The sequence below is a fragment of the Jhaorihella thermophila genome, from assembly GCF_900108275.1.
GTDB classification, from domain to species: Bacteria; Pseudomonadota; Alphaproteobacteria; order Rhodobacterales; family Rhodobacteraceae; genus Jhaorihella; species Jhaorihella thermophila.
Map to the genome: position 1 here is coordinate 319632 of NZ_FNVD01000001.1, position 17806 is coordinate 337437.

Below are 17806 nucleotides of genomic sequence, written 5' to 3' on the forward strand. Positions count from 1 at the left end.
ATGTCGCGGATCGGGAAATACGACGATGCGGCCTGGATGCCGCTGGCCCTGCAGGTGTGGGGCGTCTTTTCGCTGGCCATGTGGCTGCCGGCGGCCCATGCCCTGATTCGCAACAATCACGCGGTATCCCGGTCGTTTTTCTATTCGGGATTGCTGGGGGTGATCTGCGTGGCGATGATCGCGCTGGCGCTGCGGGGGCGCCGGTCAAGGCGGGGGGCGCTGGGGCAGCTTCTGGTGCTGTTCGCCGTATTCGCGGCGCTTCCGGCCTTTCTTGCGATTCCGCTGCATGACGCGATGCGAACGACGAGCTTCGTGAACGCCTATTTCGACATGGTCAGCGCGATCACAACCACGGGAGCGAACCTGTTCGACGACCCCGCGCGGCTGGATGCGTCGATCCACCTGTGGCGGGCCGAGGTCGGCTGGCTGGGCGGGCTGGTGATGTGGATCGCGGCGGGGGCCATTCTGGCGCCGCTGTCGTTGGGCGGGTTCGAGATCACCGCGCGGGGCCAGCCGGGGCGCAGCTCGGACAACGCCGCAGCGATCGCGCGGGCGGACCCGATGCGCCGGGTGGTGCGGACCACGGTGGTTCTGACCCCTGTCTATGCGGGGCTGACGGTCGTGGTCTGGGTGCTGCTGATGGTCGCCGGGGAAAGCGCCCTGACCGGGCTGTCCCACGCCATGTCCGTGATGGCGACGTCGGGCATTTCGCCGGTGGGCGGCCTGTCCGGCAGCGCCTCGGGCGTGACGGGCGAGGCGATCCTGTTTTTGTTCATGTTCTTTGCGCTGTCGCGTCTGACCTTTTCCAGCGACACCGCGAATCGCGGCTATGCCCGGCTGGACAAGGATCCCGAATTCCGCATTGGCCTGATGATCGTGGTGGGGGTGCCTGCGCTGCTGTTTCTGCGCCATTGGCTGGCGACCCTGAACATCGCGACCGCGAGTCAGGGCGGGGCAGAGCCGCTTCAGGCGCTTTGGGGCGCGGTGTTCACTGTTCTGTCCTTTCTGACCACGACCGGTTTCGTCAGTGCCGACTGGGGCGCGGCGCAAAGCTGGTCGGGCATGGGAACGCCGGGGCTGATCTTGATGGGGCTGGCGCTGGTCGGAGGCGGCGTGGCGACCACGGCGGGCGGCGTAAAGCTGCTGCGCGTCTATGTCCTCTATCTCAGTTCCGCGCGCGAGCTCGAGCGGCTTGTCCATCCCCATTCGGTGGGCGGAGGGGATCCCTCGCACCGGCGGTTCCGGCGCGACGGGGCGTTCATCGCCTGGGTATTCTTCATGCTGTTCGCGCTGTCTCTGTCGCTGGTGACGACCGTTCTGGCCGCCCTTGGCGTGGGCTTCGAACAGTCGGTGGTCATGGCGGTCGCCACGCTGTCCACCACCGGGCCGCTGATCGAGGTGGCGATGGATACGCCGGTTCGGCTGATTGAACTGGGCGCGGGAGCCAAGGCGGTATTGTGCGCGGCGATGGTGCTGGGGCGGCTTGAGACGCTGGCGATCGTCGCGCTTTTGACGCCCGATCTGTGGCGGAATTGACCCATGACGTGAAAATGCCCCCGCGTCTCTTGCTTTTTTCTGGTGGAATATCCGTGCACTCCGCGACATACTCCGCCTGAAGGGGCGCGCCGCGGGGCGGTGCGATACGGACAAGAAACGAGAAGAACCAGACCAGAAAAAGGCGAGATTTTCAGCAAATGGCTTCGGACAGACAGAATCTTCAGGACGCTTTCCTGAACCACGTGCGCAAGACCAAGGTTCCGGTCACGATTTTCCTCATCAACGGCGTCAAGCTTCAGGGCGTGATCACATGGTTCGACAATTTCTGCGTTCTGCTGCGCCGGGATGGTCAGTCGCAACTGGTCTACAAGCATGCGATCTCGACCGTGATGCCGTCTCAGCCGATCAGCCTGTATGAAGGTGACGACGGCGCCTGATGGAGCATGAGGCGCAGCGCACCCGGGCCTGGGTGCTGCATCCTGACATCGGAACCCAAAAGCATCGCCGCGATCCTGAACGCGCGCTGGAAGAGGCCGTCGCTCTGGCGGCGGCGCTGCCCGGTCTCGACGTGATCGGAGCCGAGGTCGTCCGGCTGCCGAAACCCCATGCGGGATATCTGTTCGGGGCGGGCAAGATCGAGGAACTCGGCGACCGGTTTGCCGAACATCGGATCGAACTGGTGCTGATCGACGGGCCGGTGACGCCGGTGCAGCAGCGCAACCTGGAAAAGCGCTGGAAGGTGAAGATCCTGGATCGAACCGGGTTGATTCTGGAAATCTTCTCGGACCGGGCGCGGACCCGCGAAGGCGTGTTGCAGGTGGAAATGGCGGCGCTGAGCTATCAGCGCACGCGGCTAGTGCGGGCATGGACGCACCTTGAACGTCAGCGTGGGGGCCTGGGTTTCGTGGGCGGCCCAGGCGAGACGCAGATTGAGGCCGACCGGCGGGCGATCGACGAACAGCTTGTGCGGCTGCGGCGGCAACTGGACAAGGTGGTCAGGACGCGCGAGCTGCACCGCAAGGCCCGCGCCAAGGTGCCCTATCCGATCGTGGCACTGGTGGGTTATACCAACGCGGGAAAATCCACCCTGTTCAATCGGCTGACCGGGGCGGAGGTGATGGCCCGCGACATGCTGTTTGCGACGCTGGATCCCACCATGCGGCGGGTGCAACTGCCCGACGGACCGGAGGTGATCCTGTCCGACACGGTGGGGTTCATCAGCGACCTGCCGACCGAACTGGTCGCGGCCTTTCGCGCCACGCTGGAGGAGGTTCTGTCGGCGGATGTGATCGTGCATGTGCGCGACATCCAGCATCCCGAGACCGAGGAACAGGCGCGGGACGTTGAAACCATCCTGGCCTCTCTGGGAGTCGAGGAGGACCGGCCGCGGATCGAGGTCTGGAACAAGGTTGACCTGCTGGAGCCGGAGGCGCGCGCGGCGGTGATGGCACGGGCGGCGCGGGATCCATCCGTTTTTGCCATTTCGGCGCGGACCGGAGAAGGGGTGGATGCGCTGTTGCAAGCCATCGGCGAGCTGGTGCAGGGCGCAAGACACGAGACGCGGCTTCATCTCGGCTTTGACGAGGGAAAACGCAGGGCGTGGCTATATGAACAGGACGTGGTTCAGGACGAAACCCAGGTCGAGGACGGGTTCGATCTGACGGTCCTGTGGACGCCAAGGCAGGAGGCCCGGTTCCGGCAGCTTTAGGCCGGGTTCGGGCAGGGCGAGCTGTCGGCCTCGGCGACGCTTGTGGATGACCGGGCAGGGGGCGCTGCCCCCTCGGCCCTTGCGGGCCTCACCCCCGGAGTATTTCAGGCAAGATGAAGAGTTTTAGAATTCGGCGGATGACCGCTTGACCGGGCAGGGGCGGGCGCCCACAACGGCTGTCATGACGGAACGGTTCACAGGCAGTTTCACCCAGCAGGAGCCGATCCCCGAGGAGGGGATCGAGGCCGCTCTGGCGGTTCTTCGCAGCGGACGGTTGCACCGCTACAACGTAGCCCCCGGCGAGGTTGGCGAGGTCGCGCTGCTGGAACGGGAATTCGCCGTGCAGATGGACGCAAAATATTGCCTTGCGGTGGCCTCGGGCGGCTATGCGCTGGCCACGGCGCTGCGGGCGGTGGGGGTTGCGCCGGGCGAACCGGTGCTGACCAATGCCTTCACGCTGGCGCCAGTGCCCGGCGCGATCGCCAGCGTCGGCGCAGTGCCGGTATTCGTCGGCGTGAGCGAGGCGCTGACCATCGATCTGGAGGATCTGGCGGCCAAGGCGGGGCGAGCGAAGGTTCTGATGCTCAGCCACATGCGTGGGCATATTTGCGACATGGACGCGCTGATGCAGATTGCCCGGACCCATGGGCTGACGGTGATCGAGGATTGCGCCCATACGATGGGGGCTTCCTGGAACGGGGTGAAGAGCGGCCGGCACGGGGCGGTGGGCTGCTATTCCACCCAGACCTACAAGCACGTCAATTCCGGCGAGGGCGGGCTGCTGGTGACGGATGACGAAGAGATCGCGGCCCGGGCGGTCATCTTGTCGGGATCCTACATGCTGTATGACCGCCACCTTGCCGCGCCGGACAGGGAGGTGTTCGAGCGGGTGAAATACGACACGCCCAACATTTCGGGCCGGATGGATCATCTGCGCGCGGCGATCCTGCGGCCGCAGCTGCGCGATCTGGACGCGCAGGTGCGGCGCTGGAACGACCGCTATCGCGTGATCGAGGAGGGCCTGCGCGGCACGCCCGGCCTGACCGTTATCGAGCGGCCCGTGGCGGAGCATTTCGTCGGCTCGTCCTTCCAGTTCCTGCTGCTCGACTGGCCGGCGGAGAAGGTGCAGGCGGTCGTCGCGCGCTGTGCCGACCGGGGGGTGGAGCTCAAGTGGTTCGGCGCGCCCGAGCCGCACGGGTTCACCTCGCGCTATGACAGCTGGCGCTATGCGCCCAGCGCGCCGATGCCTGCGACCGACCGGGTGCTGGCGGGGATCCTCGACATGCGGGTGCCGCTGACCTTCAGCCTGAACGATTGCGCGCTGATCGCCCGGATCATCCGCGCCGAAGTTTCGGCGGTGCATCAGGTCGCCTGAGCCGCCCCGAAAGGTGGGCATAGACGGCCGCCATGACCGTCAGCACGGCATAGATGGTGAGTACGAAGGCGAGTTGCTCGGGGCTGTGTTGCGCCTCGTAGATCAGGATCAGGACGGTCGCCGCGCCGAGGCCGGTCATGGACAGGACCGTCGCCCAGGGGTGCGCGCCGGTTTCGCCACGTTTGGCGTGGTTGGTCAGCGCCATCAGGAAACAGACCAGCAGGAAGGTGATCGAGCCGAATTCGAGGATCAGCCGCAGGCTGCCGATCACGATCAGACCCATGGCGCAGATGGCCATGGCCGCGACCGCGAGGCGCGGGATGCCGCCCGACCGTTCGGCCAGCCGCGGCGGCAGGTAGCCGTCGCGCGCGATCGCGGCCATCTGCCGTGAAGCGCCGTAGAGGGTGCCGGAAATCGCGCTCATCGTTGCCAGCAGGGCGCCGGCGATCACCAAGTATTCGCCCACGGGTCCCAGCACGTCGCTGGCGCCGGCAGCGAGTGCGTATTCCTGTTTGGCGATGAGGTCGTCGAAGGGAATCGCGGCAATCGCGCCGATGGCCAGCACCACATAGATCGTCGTGGCCGCCGCCACCGCCCAGTAGATCGCGCGGGGGATGTTGCGGTCGGGCCGGTCCATGTCATTGGTGGCGTTGATCACCAGCTGGAAGCCTTCGTAGGCGACGAAGGTGACCGAAGCGATGGTGAGGATGCCCAGCAGCGGGAAGCCGTCCCGCGCAATCGCGGCTTCGGCCAGTCCGACATCGGCGTTGCCCCACAGCACGCCGGCCACCACCAGCAGGATTGCGATCTTTGTATAGACCATCAGATCCTCGAGCCGTCCCATGCCATGCACCGACCACAGGTTGACGGCGAGAAATCCCCCGATCACCGAGAGCGCCACGACTTTGCGCACAAGGTCGTTGTCGGCAAAGGCAAAACCGCTGATCGCGTAAGACGCGAAGGTGTAGGCATAAAGCGCGATGGTCGAGATGTAGCCGAACACCACCCACCAGCCGATCAGCGCCGCCAAGAAGTCGTGGCCGGGAAAGCTGCGCTTCACGAAGGCATAGGTCGCGCCTTCGTCGCGGTAATATACCCCCAGCTTCACATAGGAATAGGCCGCCAGCGCCGCCACCGCCCCGCCCAGCGCGATTGCGACCGGGGTCCAGACGCCGACCGTGGCGACCGAAATGCCAAGGATGGTGAATATCCCGCCGCCCACCATGCCGCCCAGCGCGATGGCGACCAGTTCGGGCAACCTCAGCGGCGCGGAGTCCTTTGAAGGGGAATGATGCATGCGGGTCACTGGATTCGAATTCTCTTGATCGGATGCATGACATGCCGTAGTTATCTGAACAACTGTTCAATAACCGGAGAGTCGATCCCATGTTCATGCATTCGATGAGGTTCGATCTGGGCGAGGACATCAACGCCCTGCGCGAGATGGTCCACCGCTGGGCGCAGGAGCGCCTCAAGCCGATGGCGGCCGAGATTGACCGCTCGAACAGCTTTCCCAACGAGCTGTGGAAGGAAATGGGCGAACTCGGCCTTCTGGGCATCACCGTGCCCGAGGAATATGGCGGGGCGGGCATGGGCTATCTGGCCCATGTGGTCGCGGTCGAGGAGATCGCCCGCGCCAGCGCCAGCGTGTCGCTCAGCTATGGCGCGCATTCCAATCTGTGCGTCAACCAGATCAAGCTGAACGGCACCGAGGAGCAGAAGCGGAAATACCTGCCCCGGCTGATCTCGGGCGAACATGTGGGCGCGCTGGCGATGTCCGAACCCTCGGCCGGGTCGGACGTGGTGTCGATGAAGCTGCGCGCGGAGAAGCGCAACGACCACTACCGGCTGAACGGCAACAAGTACTGGATCACCAACGGGCCCGATGCCGATACGCTGGTGGTCTATGCCAAGACCGACCCCGAGGCCGGCGCCAAGGGAATCACAGCCTTCATCATCGAAAAAGAGATGAAGGGCTTTTCCACCAGCCCACATTTCGACAAGCTGGGGATGCGCGGATCGAACACGGCCGAGCTGATCTTTGAAGACGTCGAAGTGCCGTTCGAAAACGTTCTGGGCGAGGAAAACAAGGGCGTTGCGGTTCTGATGTCGGGGCTGGACTATGAACGGGTGGTCCTGTCGGGGATCGGCACCGGAATCATGGCCGCCTGCATGGACGAAGTGATGCCCTACATGGCCGAGCGCCGCCAGTTCGGCCAGCCGATCGGGAATTTCCAGCTGATGCAGGGCAAGATCGCCGACATGTACACGGCGATGAATTCCGCCCGCGCCTATGTCTACGAGGTCGCGCGCGCCTGCGACCGGGGCGAGGTGACGCGCCAGGACGCGGCGGCCTGTGTGCTCTATGCGTCCGAAGAGGCGATGAAGGTGGCGCATCAGGCGGTGCAGGCCTTTGGCGGGGCCGGCTATCTGAACGACAACCCGGTGGGCCGGATCTTCCGCGATGCCAAGCTGATGGAAATTGGCGCCGGCACCAGCGAAATCCGGCGGATGCTGATCGGGCGCGAACTGGTGGGCAAGATGCTGTAGACAAGGAAAAGGCCCGCGCGACCGAGGGAGACACGCGGGCCGAACCGTTCGGCGGGCCGGCATGGCCCGCCAAGGCAAAAGGGATCAGAAGCGGTGGATGTAGGAAAAGCCCACGACGACCGGGTCGATCTTGGCGGTGCCGATCTTGGCGCCGTTCAGGCTCACGTCGCTATCGATATCCATCCAACGCAGGTCAAAGCGCAGCGCGCCGTTGTCGCTGATCTGGTAATCCACGCCGGCATGGGCGGCGATGCCCCAAGAATCGTCCAGCCGAACCTTACCCAGCGGCGACTTTTCGTCAAAGAAGGTGGTGTAGTTGATGCCCGCGCCGATGAAGGGCTTGAATGCCGACTGCGTGGGGAAGTGATAGTTCAACGACAGCGTCGGCGGCAGGTGCTTGACCGTCGCCGCGTAGGCGCCGCCCAGCTTGACGTCATGCTTGAACGGCGTCGCGGCCAGCAGCTCGACGCCCAGATTGTCGCGGATGAAGTATTCCACCGTGAACGTCGGGCGCGTGTCCGAATCCACCGTCGCCCTTGCGCCGGCCAGCGTGCCGTTGTTGGATTTGGGATTCACGTGGCCGACACCGATGCCGACGGTCCAGTCGCCTTGGGACTGGGCAAGGGCAGGGGCCGCCAGGGCGGCCATCGCGGTGGAAAGAACCAGAGCCTTGGTCATGCGTTTCATGGGTGTTGCGTCCTTGTTGATGTTTGCATGCGGAGATTCGCATGTTTTCGCGGTCGCAGCACTGATCTGGATCAAGTTTGCCCAATGTTACCAAGCGGCAACATGTTGAAATGTCGGCATAAAAATATGGTCATCGCTGGATTCTCCCGCAGAAAGGATCGTTACGTGTTGCATCGCGGCGTCAACCGGAGGGCCGCATGACCGGTTTCTCCGCCTCTCTCCCCGGTCTGCGGGCGGACGGGACATGGGACATCCCCGACCGCCTGAACATGGCGCGGCAGTGCCTGTCGCAGCCGCCGGATCGGCTGGCCATCATCGACCTGACCGGGGCGGCGCGGCGCGACGTGACCTTTGGCGATCTCGCCGCCATGACCGACGCGCTGGCCCGCCGGCTGCTGCGCGCGGTGGCGCCGGGCGACAGGGTGGGGGTTCTGCTGTCTCAATCGCCCTGGACGGCGGCGGCGCACTTGGCAATCTGGAAGATCGGCGCGATCTCGGTGCCGCTGTTCAAGCTGTTCCAGCGCGACGCCCTGCGCACGCGGATCACGGATGCGGACCTTTCGCTTGTCCTGACCGACGCGGCAGGCGCCGCGCAGCTGGGCGACCTGGCCACGCCGCTGATCGTGGACCGGGCGGGCGAAGACGGCGCGCCGGTGCCCTTTGCCGATACCGGCCCCGACGATCCCGCCGTGCTGATCTACACCTCGGGCACCACCGGCAAGCCGAAAGGCGCGCTGCACGGCCACCGGGTGTTGACCGGCCACCTGCCGGGCGTGTCGATCAGCCACGACCACCTGCGCGCGGGCGACTGCCTGTGGACCCCGGCCGACTGGGCCTGGATCGGCGGCCTCTTCGACGTGTTGATGCCGGGGCTGGCGCTGGGCATCCCCGTGGCCGCCGCGCGGATGGAGAAATTTACCCCCGAAGGCTGCGCCGACATCGTCCGCCGGGGCGGTGTGCGCAACGTGTTCTTCCCGCCCACCGCGCTGCGGATGCTCAAGGCGGCGGACATGGTCCTGCCGGGGCTGCGTTCGGTCGCCTCGGGGGGCGAGCCGCTGGGGGCGGAAATGCTGGACTGGGGCCGCCGCGCCTTTGGTCTGACCATCAACGAATTCTACGGCCAGACCGAATGCAACATGGTGGTCAGCTCCTGCGCCGCCGATTTCCCGCCGCGCCCGGGCTGCATCGGCAAGCCGGTGCCGGGCCACGAGGTTGCGGTGATCGACGACACCGGCCGGCCCGCGTCCGGCGAAGGCGACATCGCGATCCGGCGCGGCTCTGCCTCGATGATGCTGGAATACTGGCGCAACCCGCAGGCCACCGCCGAAAAGTTCTGCGACGACTGGCTGGTGACCGGCGACCGGGGCATCTGGGGCGGCGACTATCTGCGCTTTGTCGGGCGCGAGGATGACGTGATCACCTCGGCCGGCTACCGCATCGGCCCCGCCGAGATCGAGGACTGCCTGCTGACCCATCCGGCGGTCGCCACCGCGGGCGTGGTGGGCAAGCCCGATCCGCTGCGCACCGAGATCGTCAAGGCCTATGTCGTGCTGAAACCGGGGGCGCACGCGACCGAGGCGGATTTGCAGGCATATGTCAAAGAACGGCTTGCAAGCCATTCATACCCAAGGGAAATCACATTTCTCGATAGCCTGCCGATGACGGTGACGGGCAAGGTGATCCGCAAGGAGCTTAAACGCCGCGCGGCGGCGGAAACGGAGGCACAGCGATGAAACTGAAATCCGGGGCGCTGCCCTCGTCCGAGGACTTCCAGAAAAACCGCGCCGCGCATCTCGAGGCGCTCGAGCTGGTGCGCGTGGCCGCCGATGCCGCGCGTGCGGGTGGGGGGGAGAAGGCGCGCGACCGGCATGTGGCGCGCGGCAAACTGCTGCCCCGGCGGCGGGTGGCGAACCTGCTGGATCCCGGCTCGCCGTTTCTGGAAATCGGCGCGACGGCGGCGCATGACATGTATGGCGGCGCCGCGCCCTGCGCCGGGCTGATCGCCGGGATCGGCCGGGTGCACGGACAAGAGGTCATGGTCGTCTGCAACGACGCGACCGTGAAGGGCGGCACCTACTACCCGATGACGGTCAAGAAACACCTGCGCGCCCAGGAAATCGCCGAACAGAACCATCTGCCCTGCATCTATCTGGTGGATTCGGGCGGCGCCAACCTGCCCAACCAGGACGAGGTCTTCCCCGACCGCGACCATTTCGGCCGCATCTTCTACAACCAGGCCAACATGTCGGCCAAGGGCATCCCGCAGATCGCGGTGGTGATGGGGTCCTGCACGGCGGGCGGCGCCTATGTTCCGGCCATGTCGGACGTCACCATCATAGTGCGCGAACAGGGCACCATCTTCCTCGCCGGTCCGCCGCTGGTGCGCGCCGCCACCGGCGAAGTGGTCAGCGCCGAAGACCTGGGCGGCGGCGACGTGCACACGCGCCTGTCGGGGGTGGCCGACTACCTCGCCGAAGACGACGCCCACGCGCTGGCGCTGGCCCGCCGCGCCGTGGCCTCGCTGAACCGCGCGAAACCGCGGACCGTGCAGTTCCAGTCGCCCGAAGACCCCGCCTACGACCCCGAAGAGATCCTCGGCGTGGTCCCCGCCGACCTGCGCACCCCCTACGACATTCGCGAGGTGATCGCCCGCGTCGTGGACGGCTCGCGTTTCGATGAGTTCAAGCCGCGCTTCGGCGAAACGCTTGTGACCGGCTTCGCCCATCTCAACGGCTGCCCCGTCGGCATCGTCGCCAACAACGGTGTCCTCTTCTCGGAAAGCGCGATCAAGGGCGCGCATTTCATCGAACTGTGCTCGCAGCGCAGGATCCCGCTGGTGTTCCTGCAGAACATCACCGGCTTCATGGTTGGGCGCAAATACGAAAACGAAGGCATCGCCCGCCACGGCGCCAAGATGGTCACCGCCGTGGCCACCACCGCCGTGCCCAAGATCACCATGCTAGTGGGCGGCTCCTTCGGCGCGGGGAATTACGGCATGGCGGGGCGCGCCTATTCCCCGCGCTTCCTCTGGACCTGGCCCAATTCGCGCATCTCGGTGATGGGCGGCGAACAGGCCGCGGGCGTGCTGGCTACGGTCAAGCGCGATGCGATCGAACGGCAGGGCGGCACCTGGTCGGCCGAGGAAGAGGCCGAGTTCAAGCGCCCGACGATCGAACAGTTCGAGCACCAGTCGCACCCGCTCTACGCCTCGGCGCGGCTGTGGGACGACGGAATCATCGACCCGCGCAAGACGCGCGAGGTGCTATGGCTCAGCCTTTCGGCCAGCCTCAACGCTCCGATCCCGGAAACCCGTTTCGGCGTCTTCCGCATGTAATCTTCATCTTGCTTCAAATACTCCGGGGGTCCGGGGGCTGGCCCCCGGTTCCACCGCCCGACAAGGGACCAGCGCCATGTTCGACACGATCCTCATAGCCAATCGCGGCGAAATCGCCTGCCGCGTCATGCAGACGGCCCAGCGGCTGGGCATCCGCTGCGTCGCGGTCTTTTCCGACGCGGATGCCGGCGCGAAACATGTCCAGATGGCCGATGCCGCCGTGCATATCGGCGGCCCGGCCCCCGCCGACAGCTATCTGCGCGCCGACTCCATCATCCGGGCGGCAAGGGATACCGGCGCCCAGGCGATCCATCCCGGCTACGGGTTTCTCTCGGAAAACCCGGAGTTCGTCGAGGCGGTCGAGGCCGCCGGGCTCACCTTCATCGGCCCTTCTGCCGAGGCGATCCGCGCCATGGGGCTCAAGGACGCGGCCAAGCACCTGATGGAACGGGCTGGCGTGCCGGTGGTGCCGGGCTATCACGGCGACAACCAGGATCCCGAGCATCTCTCGGGCGCGGCGGACGCGATCGGCTATCCGGTGCTCATCAAGGCGGTCGCCGGCGGCGGCGGCAAGGGCATGCGGCTGGTCCAGCGACCCGAGGATTTCGCCGCCGCGCTGGAAAGCGCCCGCGGCGAGGCCCGCACCGCCTTTGGCAACGACACGGTTCTGATCGAGAAATTCGTCTCCAAGCCGCGCCATATCGAGGTGCAGGTCTTTGGCGACGGCGCCCGCGCGGTGCATCTGTTCGAACGCGACTGCTCGCTCCAGCGCCGCCACCAGAAGGTGATCGAGGAAGCCCCCGCGCCGGGCATGACCGGGGAGATGCGCGCCGCCATGGGCCAGGCGGCGGTGCGCGCCGCCGAGGCGATCGGCTATCGCGGCGCGGGCACGGTGGAGTTCATCGTCGATGCCTCCGAAGGGCTGCGCCCCGACCGGTTCTGGTTCATGGAGATGAACACACGGTTGCAGGTGGAACACCCCGTGACCGAGGCGATCACCGGCGTCGATCTGGTCGAGTGGCAGCTGCGCGTGGCGGCGGGCGAGTCCTTGCCCGCGCGGCAGGAGGATCTGTCGATCACCGGCCATGCCTTCGAGGCGCGGATCTATGCCGAGGACGCGGCCAAGGGGTTCCTGCCGGCGACGGGCACCCTGACCCATCTCGCCTTTCCCGAAGGCGCGCGGATCGACAGCGGCGTGCGGGCCGGCGACAGGATCAGTCCGTGGTATGATCCGATGATCGCCAAGCTGACAGTGCACGGCCCCACCCGTGATACCGCTCTGCGCCAGCTCGAACGCGCCCTGCGCTGGACCGATATCGGCGGGACGGTGACCAACGTGTCCTTCCTCGCCCGGCTGGCGGCGCAGCCCGATTTCGTTCGTGGCGACGTGGATACCGGGCTGATCGACCGGGAACTGGAGGATCTCACACCGGTGCCGGTGGCCTGCTCGCGGGCGCGCACCGTGGCCGCGTTGGCGGCGCTGGGCCTGCACGGCGGCGCGGGGCACGAGGGCGGGTTCTCGCTCTGGGGCGCGCTGGGCTGGGACGTGACGCTGGAGCATGAGGACGAGCGGATCGAGGCCCGCGTGGTGGCGCTGGGTCCGGACTGTTTCGAGGTCGATCTGGGCCGGATCGTGCACCGGATCGAGCGGCGCGACGGGATCTGGTGGGTGGACGGCACCAAGGTTCAGGCCCGCGTGGCCCGGCACGGGAACGAGGTGACCGTGTTCTGGGGCAACGGCTATCGGTTCGCGGTTGTCGATCCGCTGGAGCGCGACGTGGGCGGGGCGGCGGGCGGCAACGTGGTCGTGGCGCCGATGCCGGGGCTGGTGAAGGCGATCCTTGTCGCGCCGGGGCAGGCGGTGCACGAAGGCGACCGGCTGGCGGTGCTGGAGGCGATGAAGATGGAACATTCACTTCTGGCGGCGCGTGACGGGGTGGTGGCCGAGGTGCTGGTGCCCGAGGGCGCGCAGGTCGAGGCCGGCGCTGCGTTGGTGCGGCTGGAAGATGACGGCTGAGGTTTGTGACCGCGGTGGTGTCGGGAATTGGGTATTTGTGACCAGAAAGAAGCAGGGGGTCGGGAGAGATGCGTGAACGGGTCGAGATTTTCGAGGTGGGCCCCCGCGACGGGTTGCAGAACGAAAAGCGCGAGATCCCCGTGGCGGAGAAGATCGCGCTGGTGGACTGTCTGAGCCGCGCGGGGTTTTCCCGGATCGAATGCGCCAGTTTCGTGAGCCCGAAATGGGTGCCGCAGATGGCCGGATCGGCCGAGGTGCTCAAGGGAATCCGCCGCGCGCCGGGGGTGCGCTATGCGGCGCTGGTGCCGAACATGCGCGGGTATGAAGACGCGCTTGCCGCGGGCGCGGACGAGATCGCGGTCTTCGCCTCGGCCAGCGAGGGGTTTTCCAAGGCCAACATCAACGCCACGATCGAGGAGAGCGTCGAGCGGTTCAAGCCGATCATTGCCGCGGCCCGGCATATCGACCTGCCGGTGCGCGGTTATATCTCGTGCGTGACCGACTGCCCCTATGACGGGCCGACGCCGCCGGGAAAGGTGGCCGAACTGGCCGACATCCTGTTCGGTCTGGGATGCTATGAGATTTCCCTGGGCGACACGATCGGGCAGGGCACGCCCGAGACGATCTCGCGCATGTTGCTGGCGGTGCGCGACGTGGTGCCGGTGACGCGGCTTGCGGGGCATTACCACGACACGGCGGGCCGGGCGCTGGCGAATATCGACGCTTCGCTGAGCCTCGGTGTGCGGGTGTTCGATGCCGCCGTGGGGGGCTTGGGCGGTTGTCCCTACGCGCCCGGCGCGGCGGGCAATGTCGCGACCGAGGCGGTGGCGGCGCATCTGGAGCGGCTGGGCTATGAGACCGGGCTCGACATGGCCGTGCTGCAGGAAGCGGCGGCCATGGCACGGGCGATGCGTGGACTTTGAGACCGAAAGGGGGCAGGCGATGTTCGAGACGATTTCGATTTCCACCGATGCGCGCGGGGTGGCGACGCTGATGCTGAACCGGCCCGACAAGCACAACGCGATGTCGGGGCGGATGATCGAGGAACTCATGGCGGCGGCGGCGCGGCTGGCGGCGGATGACGCGGTGCGGGTCGTGGTGCTGACCGGGGCGGGACAGACGTTTTGCGCGGGCGGCGATCTGGCCTGGATGCAGGCGCAGATGGCGGCCGATGCCGACACCCGGTTTCGCGAGGCGCGCAAGCTGGCCGAGGCGTTGCAGGCGCTCAACACGTTGCCCAAGCCTCTGATCGGGGCGATGCAGGGGAATGCCTTTGGCGGCGGGGTGGGCATGGCCTGCGTCTGCGACGTGACCGTCGGGGTGGACACGCTGAAGATGGGCCTGACGGAAACGCGGCTGGGTCTGATCCCGGCAACGATCGGGCCCTATGTCGTGGCGCGCATGGGCGAGGCGCGGGCGCGGCGGGTGTTCATGTCGGCGCGGATCTTCGATGCCGCCGAGGCAGTGGAGCTGGGTCTGTTGGCCCGCGCCGTGCCGGCCGACAGGCTGATGGACGCGGTCGAGGCCGAGGTGGTGCCGTATCTTGCCTGCGCGCCCGGCGCGGTGGCGGCGGCCAAGAAGCTGACGCGGGATCTGGGGCCGCGCATCGACGACTCGGTCATCGACATGACGATCGGCGCGCTGGTGGAGCGCTGGGAAGGCGACGAGGCGAAAGAAGGGATTGCCGCCTTTTTCGACAAGCGCGCGCCGGCCTGGGCGGCAAAGGGCTGATCGCCGACGGCGGGTCGGATCATATTGGAAAACATGAATGTTTTTGCGGCGCTACACTTCGGCGATTTACCTTGGCTGAATCGGCCCGCGCTTGGTTGACGGCATGGGGGGCGTGGGAGTAGAGAGGCGCAGGTCAACACGCCATGTCTCGGCATGTCACGGCGCGCGTGCGCACGCGCCAGAAAGGAGCCACTCGTGGAAGAGCTGTTGCGGGAATATCTCCCCATCCTCGTGTTTCTCGTCATCGCCACCGCGCTGGGCGCGGTCCTGATTCTGGCGGCCGTGATCCTTGCGGTCCGCAACCCGGATCCGGAAAAGCTAAGCGCCTATGAATGCGGCTTCAACGCCTTCGATGACGCGCGGATGAAATTCGACGTCCGGTTCTATCTGGTGTCGATCCTGTTCATCATTTTCGACCTCGAAATCGCGATGCTGTTTCCCTGGGCGACCGGCTTTGCGGTGCTCAGCGATGTCGCGTTCTGGTCGATGATGGTGTTCCTGGCGGTGCTGACCATCGGCTTTGCCTACGAATGGAAGAAGGGGGCGCTGGAATGGGAGTGACCACCACAGCCAACGCGGCCGGCGCCGACAAGGAAGCGGCGACGCAGGCGCTGAACGCCGAGCTGCAGGACAAGGGGTTCCTGCTGACCACGACCGAGGACATCATCAACTGGGCCCGCACCGGGTCGCTGCACTGGATGACCTTCGGCCTGGCCTGCTGCGCGGTCGAGATGATGCACACCTCGATGCCGCGCTACGACGCCGAACGCTTTGGCATCGCCCCGCGCGCCAGCCCGCGCCAGTCCGACCTGATGATCGTCGCGGGCACGCTGACCAACAAGATGGCGCCGGCGCTGCGCAAGGTCTATGACCAGATGCCCGAGCCGCGCTATGTGCTGTCGATGGGCTCCTGCGCCAATGGCGGCGGGTATTACCACTACAGCTATTCCGTGGTGCGCGGCGTGGACCGGATCGTGCCGGTCGATGTCTATGTGCCGGGCTGCCCGCCGACCGCCGAGGCGCTGCTGTACGGGCTCTTGCAACTGCAACGGAAAATCCGCCGCACGGGGACGATCGTACGATGAGTGAAGCTCTGAAGGAACTGGGGGCGCACATCGCCGAGAAACGCCCCGACTGCGTGCTGGGCTGGGATGTCGCGCTCGGCGAGCTGAACGTGGAGGTGGCCCCGTCGAGCATCGTCGGATTCGTCGAGTTCCTGCGCGACGACCGCACCTGCCGGTTCACCTCGCTGATGGACGTGACGGCGGTGGACTATCCCGACCGGCCCAAGCGGTTCGACGTGGTCTATCATCTGTTGTCGATGTACCAGAACCACCGGATCCGCCTGCGCGCCGCGATCCGCGAAGACGAGGCGATCCCGTCGATCACCGGTGTCCACCCCGGCGCCAACTGGTTCGAACGCGAGGTGTTCGACATGTTCGGCATCCTGTTTACCGGCCACCCGGATCTGCGGCGGATCCTGACCGACTATGGGTTCCGCGGCCACCCGCTGCGCAAGGACTTCCCGACCACGGGCTATACCGAGGTGCGCTATGACGAGGTCGAAAAGCGCGTGGTCTATGAGCCGGTCAAGCTGGTCCAGGAATACCGTCAGTTCGACTTCATGAGCCCCTGGGAAGGCGCGAAATACATCCTGCCGGGTGACGAGAAAGCGGAGGCCAAGTGATGGACGGTTCCAATTTCGGCGACGCCCGCACGGGCGAACAGAAGATCCGCAACTTCAATATCAACTTCGGTCCCCAGCACCCGGCCGCGCACGGCGTGCTGCGGATGGTGCTGGAGCTGGACGGCGAGGTCGTGGAGCGCGCCGACCCGCATATCGGCCTGCTGCATCGCGGCACCGAGAAGCTGATGGAAAGCCGCACCTACCTGCAGTGCCTGCCCTATTTCGACCGGCTCGACTATGTGGGCACGATGAACCAGGAACATGCCTGGGTGCTCGCGATCGAAAAGGCGACCGGGGTTGAAGTGCCGCGCCGGGCCCAGCTGATCCGGGTTCTCTACTGCGAGATGGGCCGGATCCTGAACCACCTGCTGAACGTGACCACGCAGGCCATGGACGTGGGCGCGCTGACGCCGCCGGTCTGGGGCTTCGAGGAACGCGAAAAGCTGATGGTGTTCTATGAACGCGCCTGCGGGGCGCGGCTGCACGCGGCCTATTTCCGCCCCGGCGGCGTTCACCAGGACCTGCCGCCCGAGCTGCTGGACGACATCGACGAATGGTGCAAGGCCTTTCCGGCCTTCCTCGACGATCTCGACGCGTTGCTGACGGAAAACCGGATCTTCAAACAGCGCAACGTCGACATCGGCGTGGTCGATGTCGATACGGTGATGAAATACGGCTTTTCCGGCGTGATGGCGCGCTCGGCCGGTCTGGCATGGGATCTGCGGCGGTCGCAGCCCTATGAATGCTATGACGAGTTCGAGTTCGAGGTGCCGATCGGCAAGAACGGCGACTGTTACGACCGCTATCTGATGCGGATGGAAGAGATGCGCCAGTCCACCTCGATCATGCGGCAGGCGATCGCCAAGCTGAAGATGCCGGAAAACCGGGGCGACGTGCTGGCCCGCGGCAAGCTGACCCCGCCGCGCCGGGCCGAGATGAAAAGTTCGATGGAGGCGCTGATCCATCACTTCAAGCTCTATACCGAGGGCTTCCACGTCCCCGCCGGCGAAGTCTATGCCGCAGTCGAGGCGCCCAAGGGCGAACTGGGCGTCTACCTCGTCTCTGATGGCACGAACCGACCCTATCGCGCCAAGATCCGCGCGCCGGGCTATGCGCATCTGCAGGCCATCGACCACATCACGCGGGGGCACATGCTGGCCGACGTGGCCGCAATCATCGGCTCGCTCGACGTGGTGTTCGGAGAGATCGACCGCTGAGCG

Annotated in this window: 16 protein-coding genes; 14 read left to right on the forward strand and 2 right to left on the reverse strand. The window is 66.1% G+C overall.

Going from position 1 to position 17806, the window contains the following annotated elements; translation table 11 throughout:
- The 4 genes from C4S70_RS01555 (at position 1) to C4S70_RS01570 (ending at position 4580) form a co-directional block, all read left to right on the forward strand.
- Positions 1 to 1536, forward strand: coding sequence for a TrkH family potassium uptake protein (locus tag C4S70_RS01555; protein WP_104006339.1), 1536 nt, complete (start codon positions 1 to 3; stop codon positions 1534 to 1536).
- Between the two features lie 158 nt (positions 1537 to 1694).
- On the forward strand, positions 1695 to 1934 hold the full coding sequence (hfq, locus tag C4S70_RS01560; RefSeq protein WP_104006340.1) for an RNA chaperone Hfq: 240 nt from the start codon (positions 1695 to 1697) through the stop codon (positions 1932 to 1934).
- Positions 1934 to 3205 carry a GTPase HflX gene (hflX, locus tag C4S70_RS01565; RefSeq protein WP_104006341.1) on the forward strand — a complete coding sequence of 424 codons (1272 nt, stop codon included), beginning with the start codon at positions 1934 to 1936 and terminating at the stop codon, positions 3203 to 3205. Before hfq ends, hflX begins: the two co-directional genes overlap by 1 nt.
- A gap of 181 nt (positions 3206 to 3386) precedes the next feature.
- On the forward strand, positions 3387 to 4580 hold the full coding sequence (locus tag C4S70_RS01570; protein WP_104006342.1) for a DegT/DnrJ/EryC1/StrS family aminotransferase: 1194 nt from the start codon (positions 3387 to 3389) through the stop codon (positions 4578 to 4580).
- On the opposite strand, the gene C4S70_RS01575 is transcribed toward C4S70_RS01570, so the two are convergent.
- A complete protein-coding gene (locus tag C4S70_RS01575) occupies positions 4540 to 5877 on the reverse strand; it encodes an APC family permease (protein ID WP_104006343.1) in 1338 nt (445 codons plus the stop codon). The two genes, C4S70_RS01570 and C4S70_RS01575, sit on opposite strands and share 41 nt — an antisense overlap.
- Before the next feature lie 89 nt (positions 5878 to 5966).
- On the opposite strand from C4S70_RS01575, the gene C4S70_RS01580 reads away from it, so the two are divergent.
- Complete coding sequence (locus tag C4S70_RS01580) at positions 5967 to 7130, forward strand: isovaleryl-CoA dehydrogenase (protein ID WP_104006344.1); 1164 nt, start codon at positions 5967 to 5969, stop codon at positions 7128 to 7130.
- An 84-nt stretch (positions 7131 to 7214) separates the two neighbouring features.
- Here the strand turns inward: C4S70_RS01580 and C4S70_RS01585 are convergent, their stop codons facing one another.
- Positions 7215 to 7817, reverse strand: coding sequence for an OmpW/AlkL family protein (locus C4S70_RS01585; RefSeq protein WP_104006654.1), 603 nt, complete (start codon positions 7815 to 7817; stop codon positions 7215 to 7217).
- 197 nt (positions 7818 to 8014) lie between these two features.
- Between C4S70_RS01585 and C4S70_RS01590 the strand changes: the two genes are divergently transcribed.
- The 9 genes from C4S70_RS01590 (at position 8015) to C4S70_RS01630 (ending at position 17803) form a co-directional block, all read left to right on the forward strand.
- Positions 8015 to 9550 (forward strand): AMP-binding protein, encoded by a 1536-nt coding sequence (locus tag C4S70_RS01590; protein WP_104006345.1) that lies wholly within the window; start codon positions 8015 to 8017, stop codon positions 9548 to 9550.
- Complete coding sequence (locus tag C4S70_RS01595; protein WP_104006346.1) at positions 9547 to 11151, forward strand: carboxyl transferase domain-containing protein; 1605 nt, start codon at positions 9547 to 9549, stop codon at positions 11149 to 11151. Before C4S70_RS01590 ends, C4S70_RS01595 begins: the two co-directional genes overlap by 4 nt.
- A 76-nt stretch (positions 11152 to 11227) precedes the next feature.
- The gene (locus tag C4S70_RS01600) at positions 11228 to 13168 is read left to right on the forward strand and encodes an acetyl/propionyl/methylcrotonyl-CoA carboxylase subunit alpha (protein WP_104006347.1); all 1941 of its coding nucleotides are present in this window, start codon (positions 11228 to 11230) and stop codon (positions 13166 to 13168) included.
- A gap of 68 nt (positions 13169 to 13236) precedes the next feature.
- Complete coding sequence (locus C4S70_RS01605) at positions 13237 to 14091, forward strand: hydroxymethylglutaryl-CoA lyase (protein WP_104006348.1); 855 nt, start codon at positions 13237 to 13239, stop codon at positions 14089 to 14091.
- 19 nt (positions 14092 to 14110) lie between these two features.
- Positions 14111 to 14899 carry a crotonase/enoyl-CoA hydratase family protein gene (locus C4S70_RS01610; protein ID WP_104006349.1) on the forward strand — a complete coding sequence of 263 codons (789 nt, stop codon included), beginning with the start codon at positions 14111 to 14113 and terminating at the stop codon, positions 14897 to 14899.
- Positions 14900 to 15094: 195 nt separating this feature from the next.
- On the forward strand, positions 15095 to 15460 hold the full coding sequence (locus C4S70_RS01615; protein WP_104006350.1) for an NADH-quinone oxidoreductase subunit A: 366 nt from the start codon (positions 15095 to 15097) through the stop codon (positions 15458 to 15460).
- Positions 15451 to 15984: a NuoB/complex I 20 kDa subunit family protein gene (locus C4S70_RS01620; RefSeq protein ID WP_104006351.1), complete on the forward strand. Its 534-nt coding sequence runs from the start codon at positions 15451 to 15453 to the stop codon at positions 15982 to 15984. Before C4S70_RS01615 ends, C4S70_RS01620 begins: the two co-directional genes overlap by 10 nt.
- A complete protein-coding gene (locus C4S70_RS01625) occupies positions 15981 to 16586 on the forward strand; it encodes an NADH-quinone oxidoreductase subunit C (protein WP_104006352.1) in 606 nt (201 codons plus the stop codon). The genes C4S70_RS01620 and C4S70_RS01625 overlap by 4 nt, the downstream gene beginning before the upstream one ends.
- Complete coding sequence (locus C4S70_RS01630; RefSeq protein WP_200822701.1) at positions 16586 to 17803, forward strand: NADH-quinone oxidoreductase subunit D; 1218 nt, start codon at positions 16586 to 16588, stop codon at positions 17801 to 17803. Before C4S70_RS01625 ends, C4S70_RS01630 begins: the two co-directional genes overlap by 1 nt.
- The last annotated feature ends 3 nt before the right edge of the window (positions 17804 to 17806 follow it).

Coding starts and splice junctions, on each gene's coding strand:
- C4S70_RS01555 (WP_104006339.1), top strand. CDS start 1: ATGTCGCGGATCGGGAAATACGACGATGCGGCCTGGATGCCGCTGGCC.
- hfq (WP_104006340.1), top strand. CDS start 1,695: ATGGCTTCGGACAGACAGAATCTTCAGGACGCTTTCCTGAACCACGTG.
- hflX (WP_104006341.1), top strand. CDS start 1,934: ATGGAGCATGAGGCGCAGCGCACCCGGGCCTGGGTGCTGCATCCTGAC.
- C4S70_RS01570 (WP_104006342.1), top strand. CDS start 3,387: ATGACGGAACGGTTCACAGGCAGTTTCACCCAGCAGGAGCCGATCCCC.
- C4S70_RS01575 (WP_104006343.1), bottom strand. CDS start 5,877: ATGCATCATTCCCCTTCAAAGGACTCCGCGCCGCTGAGGTTGCCCGAA.
- C4S70_RS01580 (WP_104006344.1), top strand. CDS start 5,967: ATGTTCATGCATTCGATGAGGTTCGATCTGGGCGAGGACATCAACGCC.
- C4S70_RS01585 (WP_104006654.1), bottom strand. CDS start 7,817: ATGAAACGCATGACCAAGGCTCTGGTTCTTTCCACCGCGATGGCCGCC.
- C4S70_RS01590 (WP_104006345.1), top strand. CDS start 8,015: ATGACCGGTTTCTCCGCCTCTCTCCCCGGTCTGCGGGCGGACGGGACA.
- C4S70_RS01595 (WP_104006346.1), top strand. CDS start 9,547: ATGAAACTGAAATCCGGGGCGCTGCCCTCGTCCGAGGACTTCCAGAAA.
- C4S70_RS01600 (WP_104006347.1), top strand. CDS start 11,228: ATGTTCGACACGATCCTCATAGCCAATCGCGGCGAAATCGCCTGCCGC.
- C4S70_RS01605 (WP_104006348.1), top strand. CDS start 13,237: ATGCGTGAACGGGTCGAGATTTTCGAGGTGGGCCCCCGCGACGGGTTG.
- C4S70_RS01610 (WP_104006349.1), top strand. CDS start 14,111: ATGTTCGAGACGATTTCGATTTCCACCGATGCGCGCGGGGTGGCGACG.
- C4S70_RS01620 (WP_104006351.1), top strand. CDS start 15,451: ATGGGAGTGACCACCACAGCCAACGCGGCCGGCGCCGACAAGGAAGCG.
- C4S70_RS01625 (WP_104006352.1), top strand. CDS start 15,981: ATGAGTGAAGCTCTGAAGGAACTGGGGGCGCACATCGCCGAGAAACGC.
- C4S70_RS01630 (WP_200822701.1), top strand. CDS start 16,586: ATGGACGGTTCCAATTTCGGCGACGCCCGCACGGGCGAACAGAAGATC.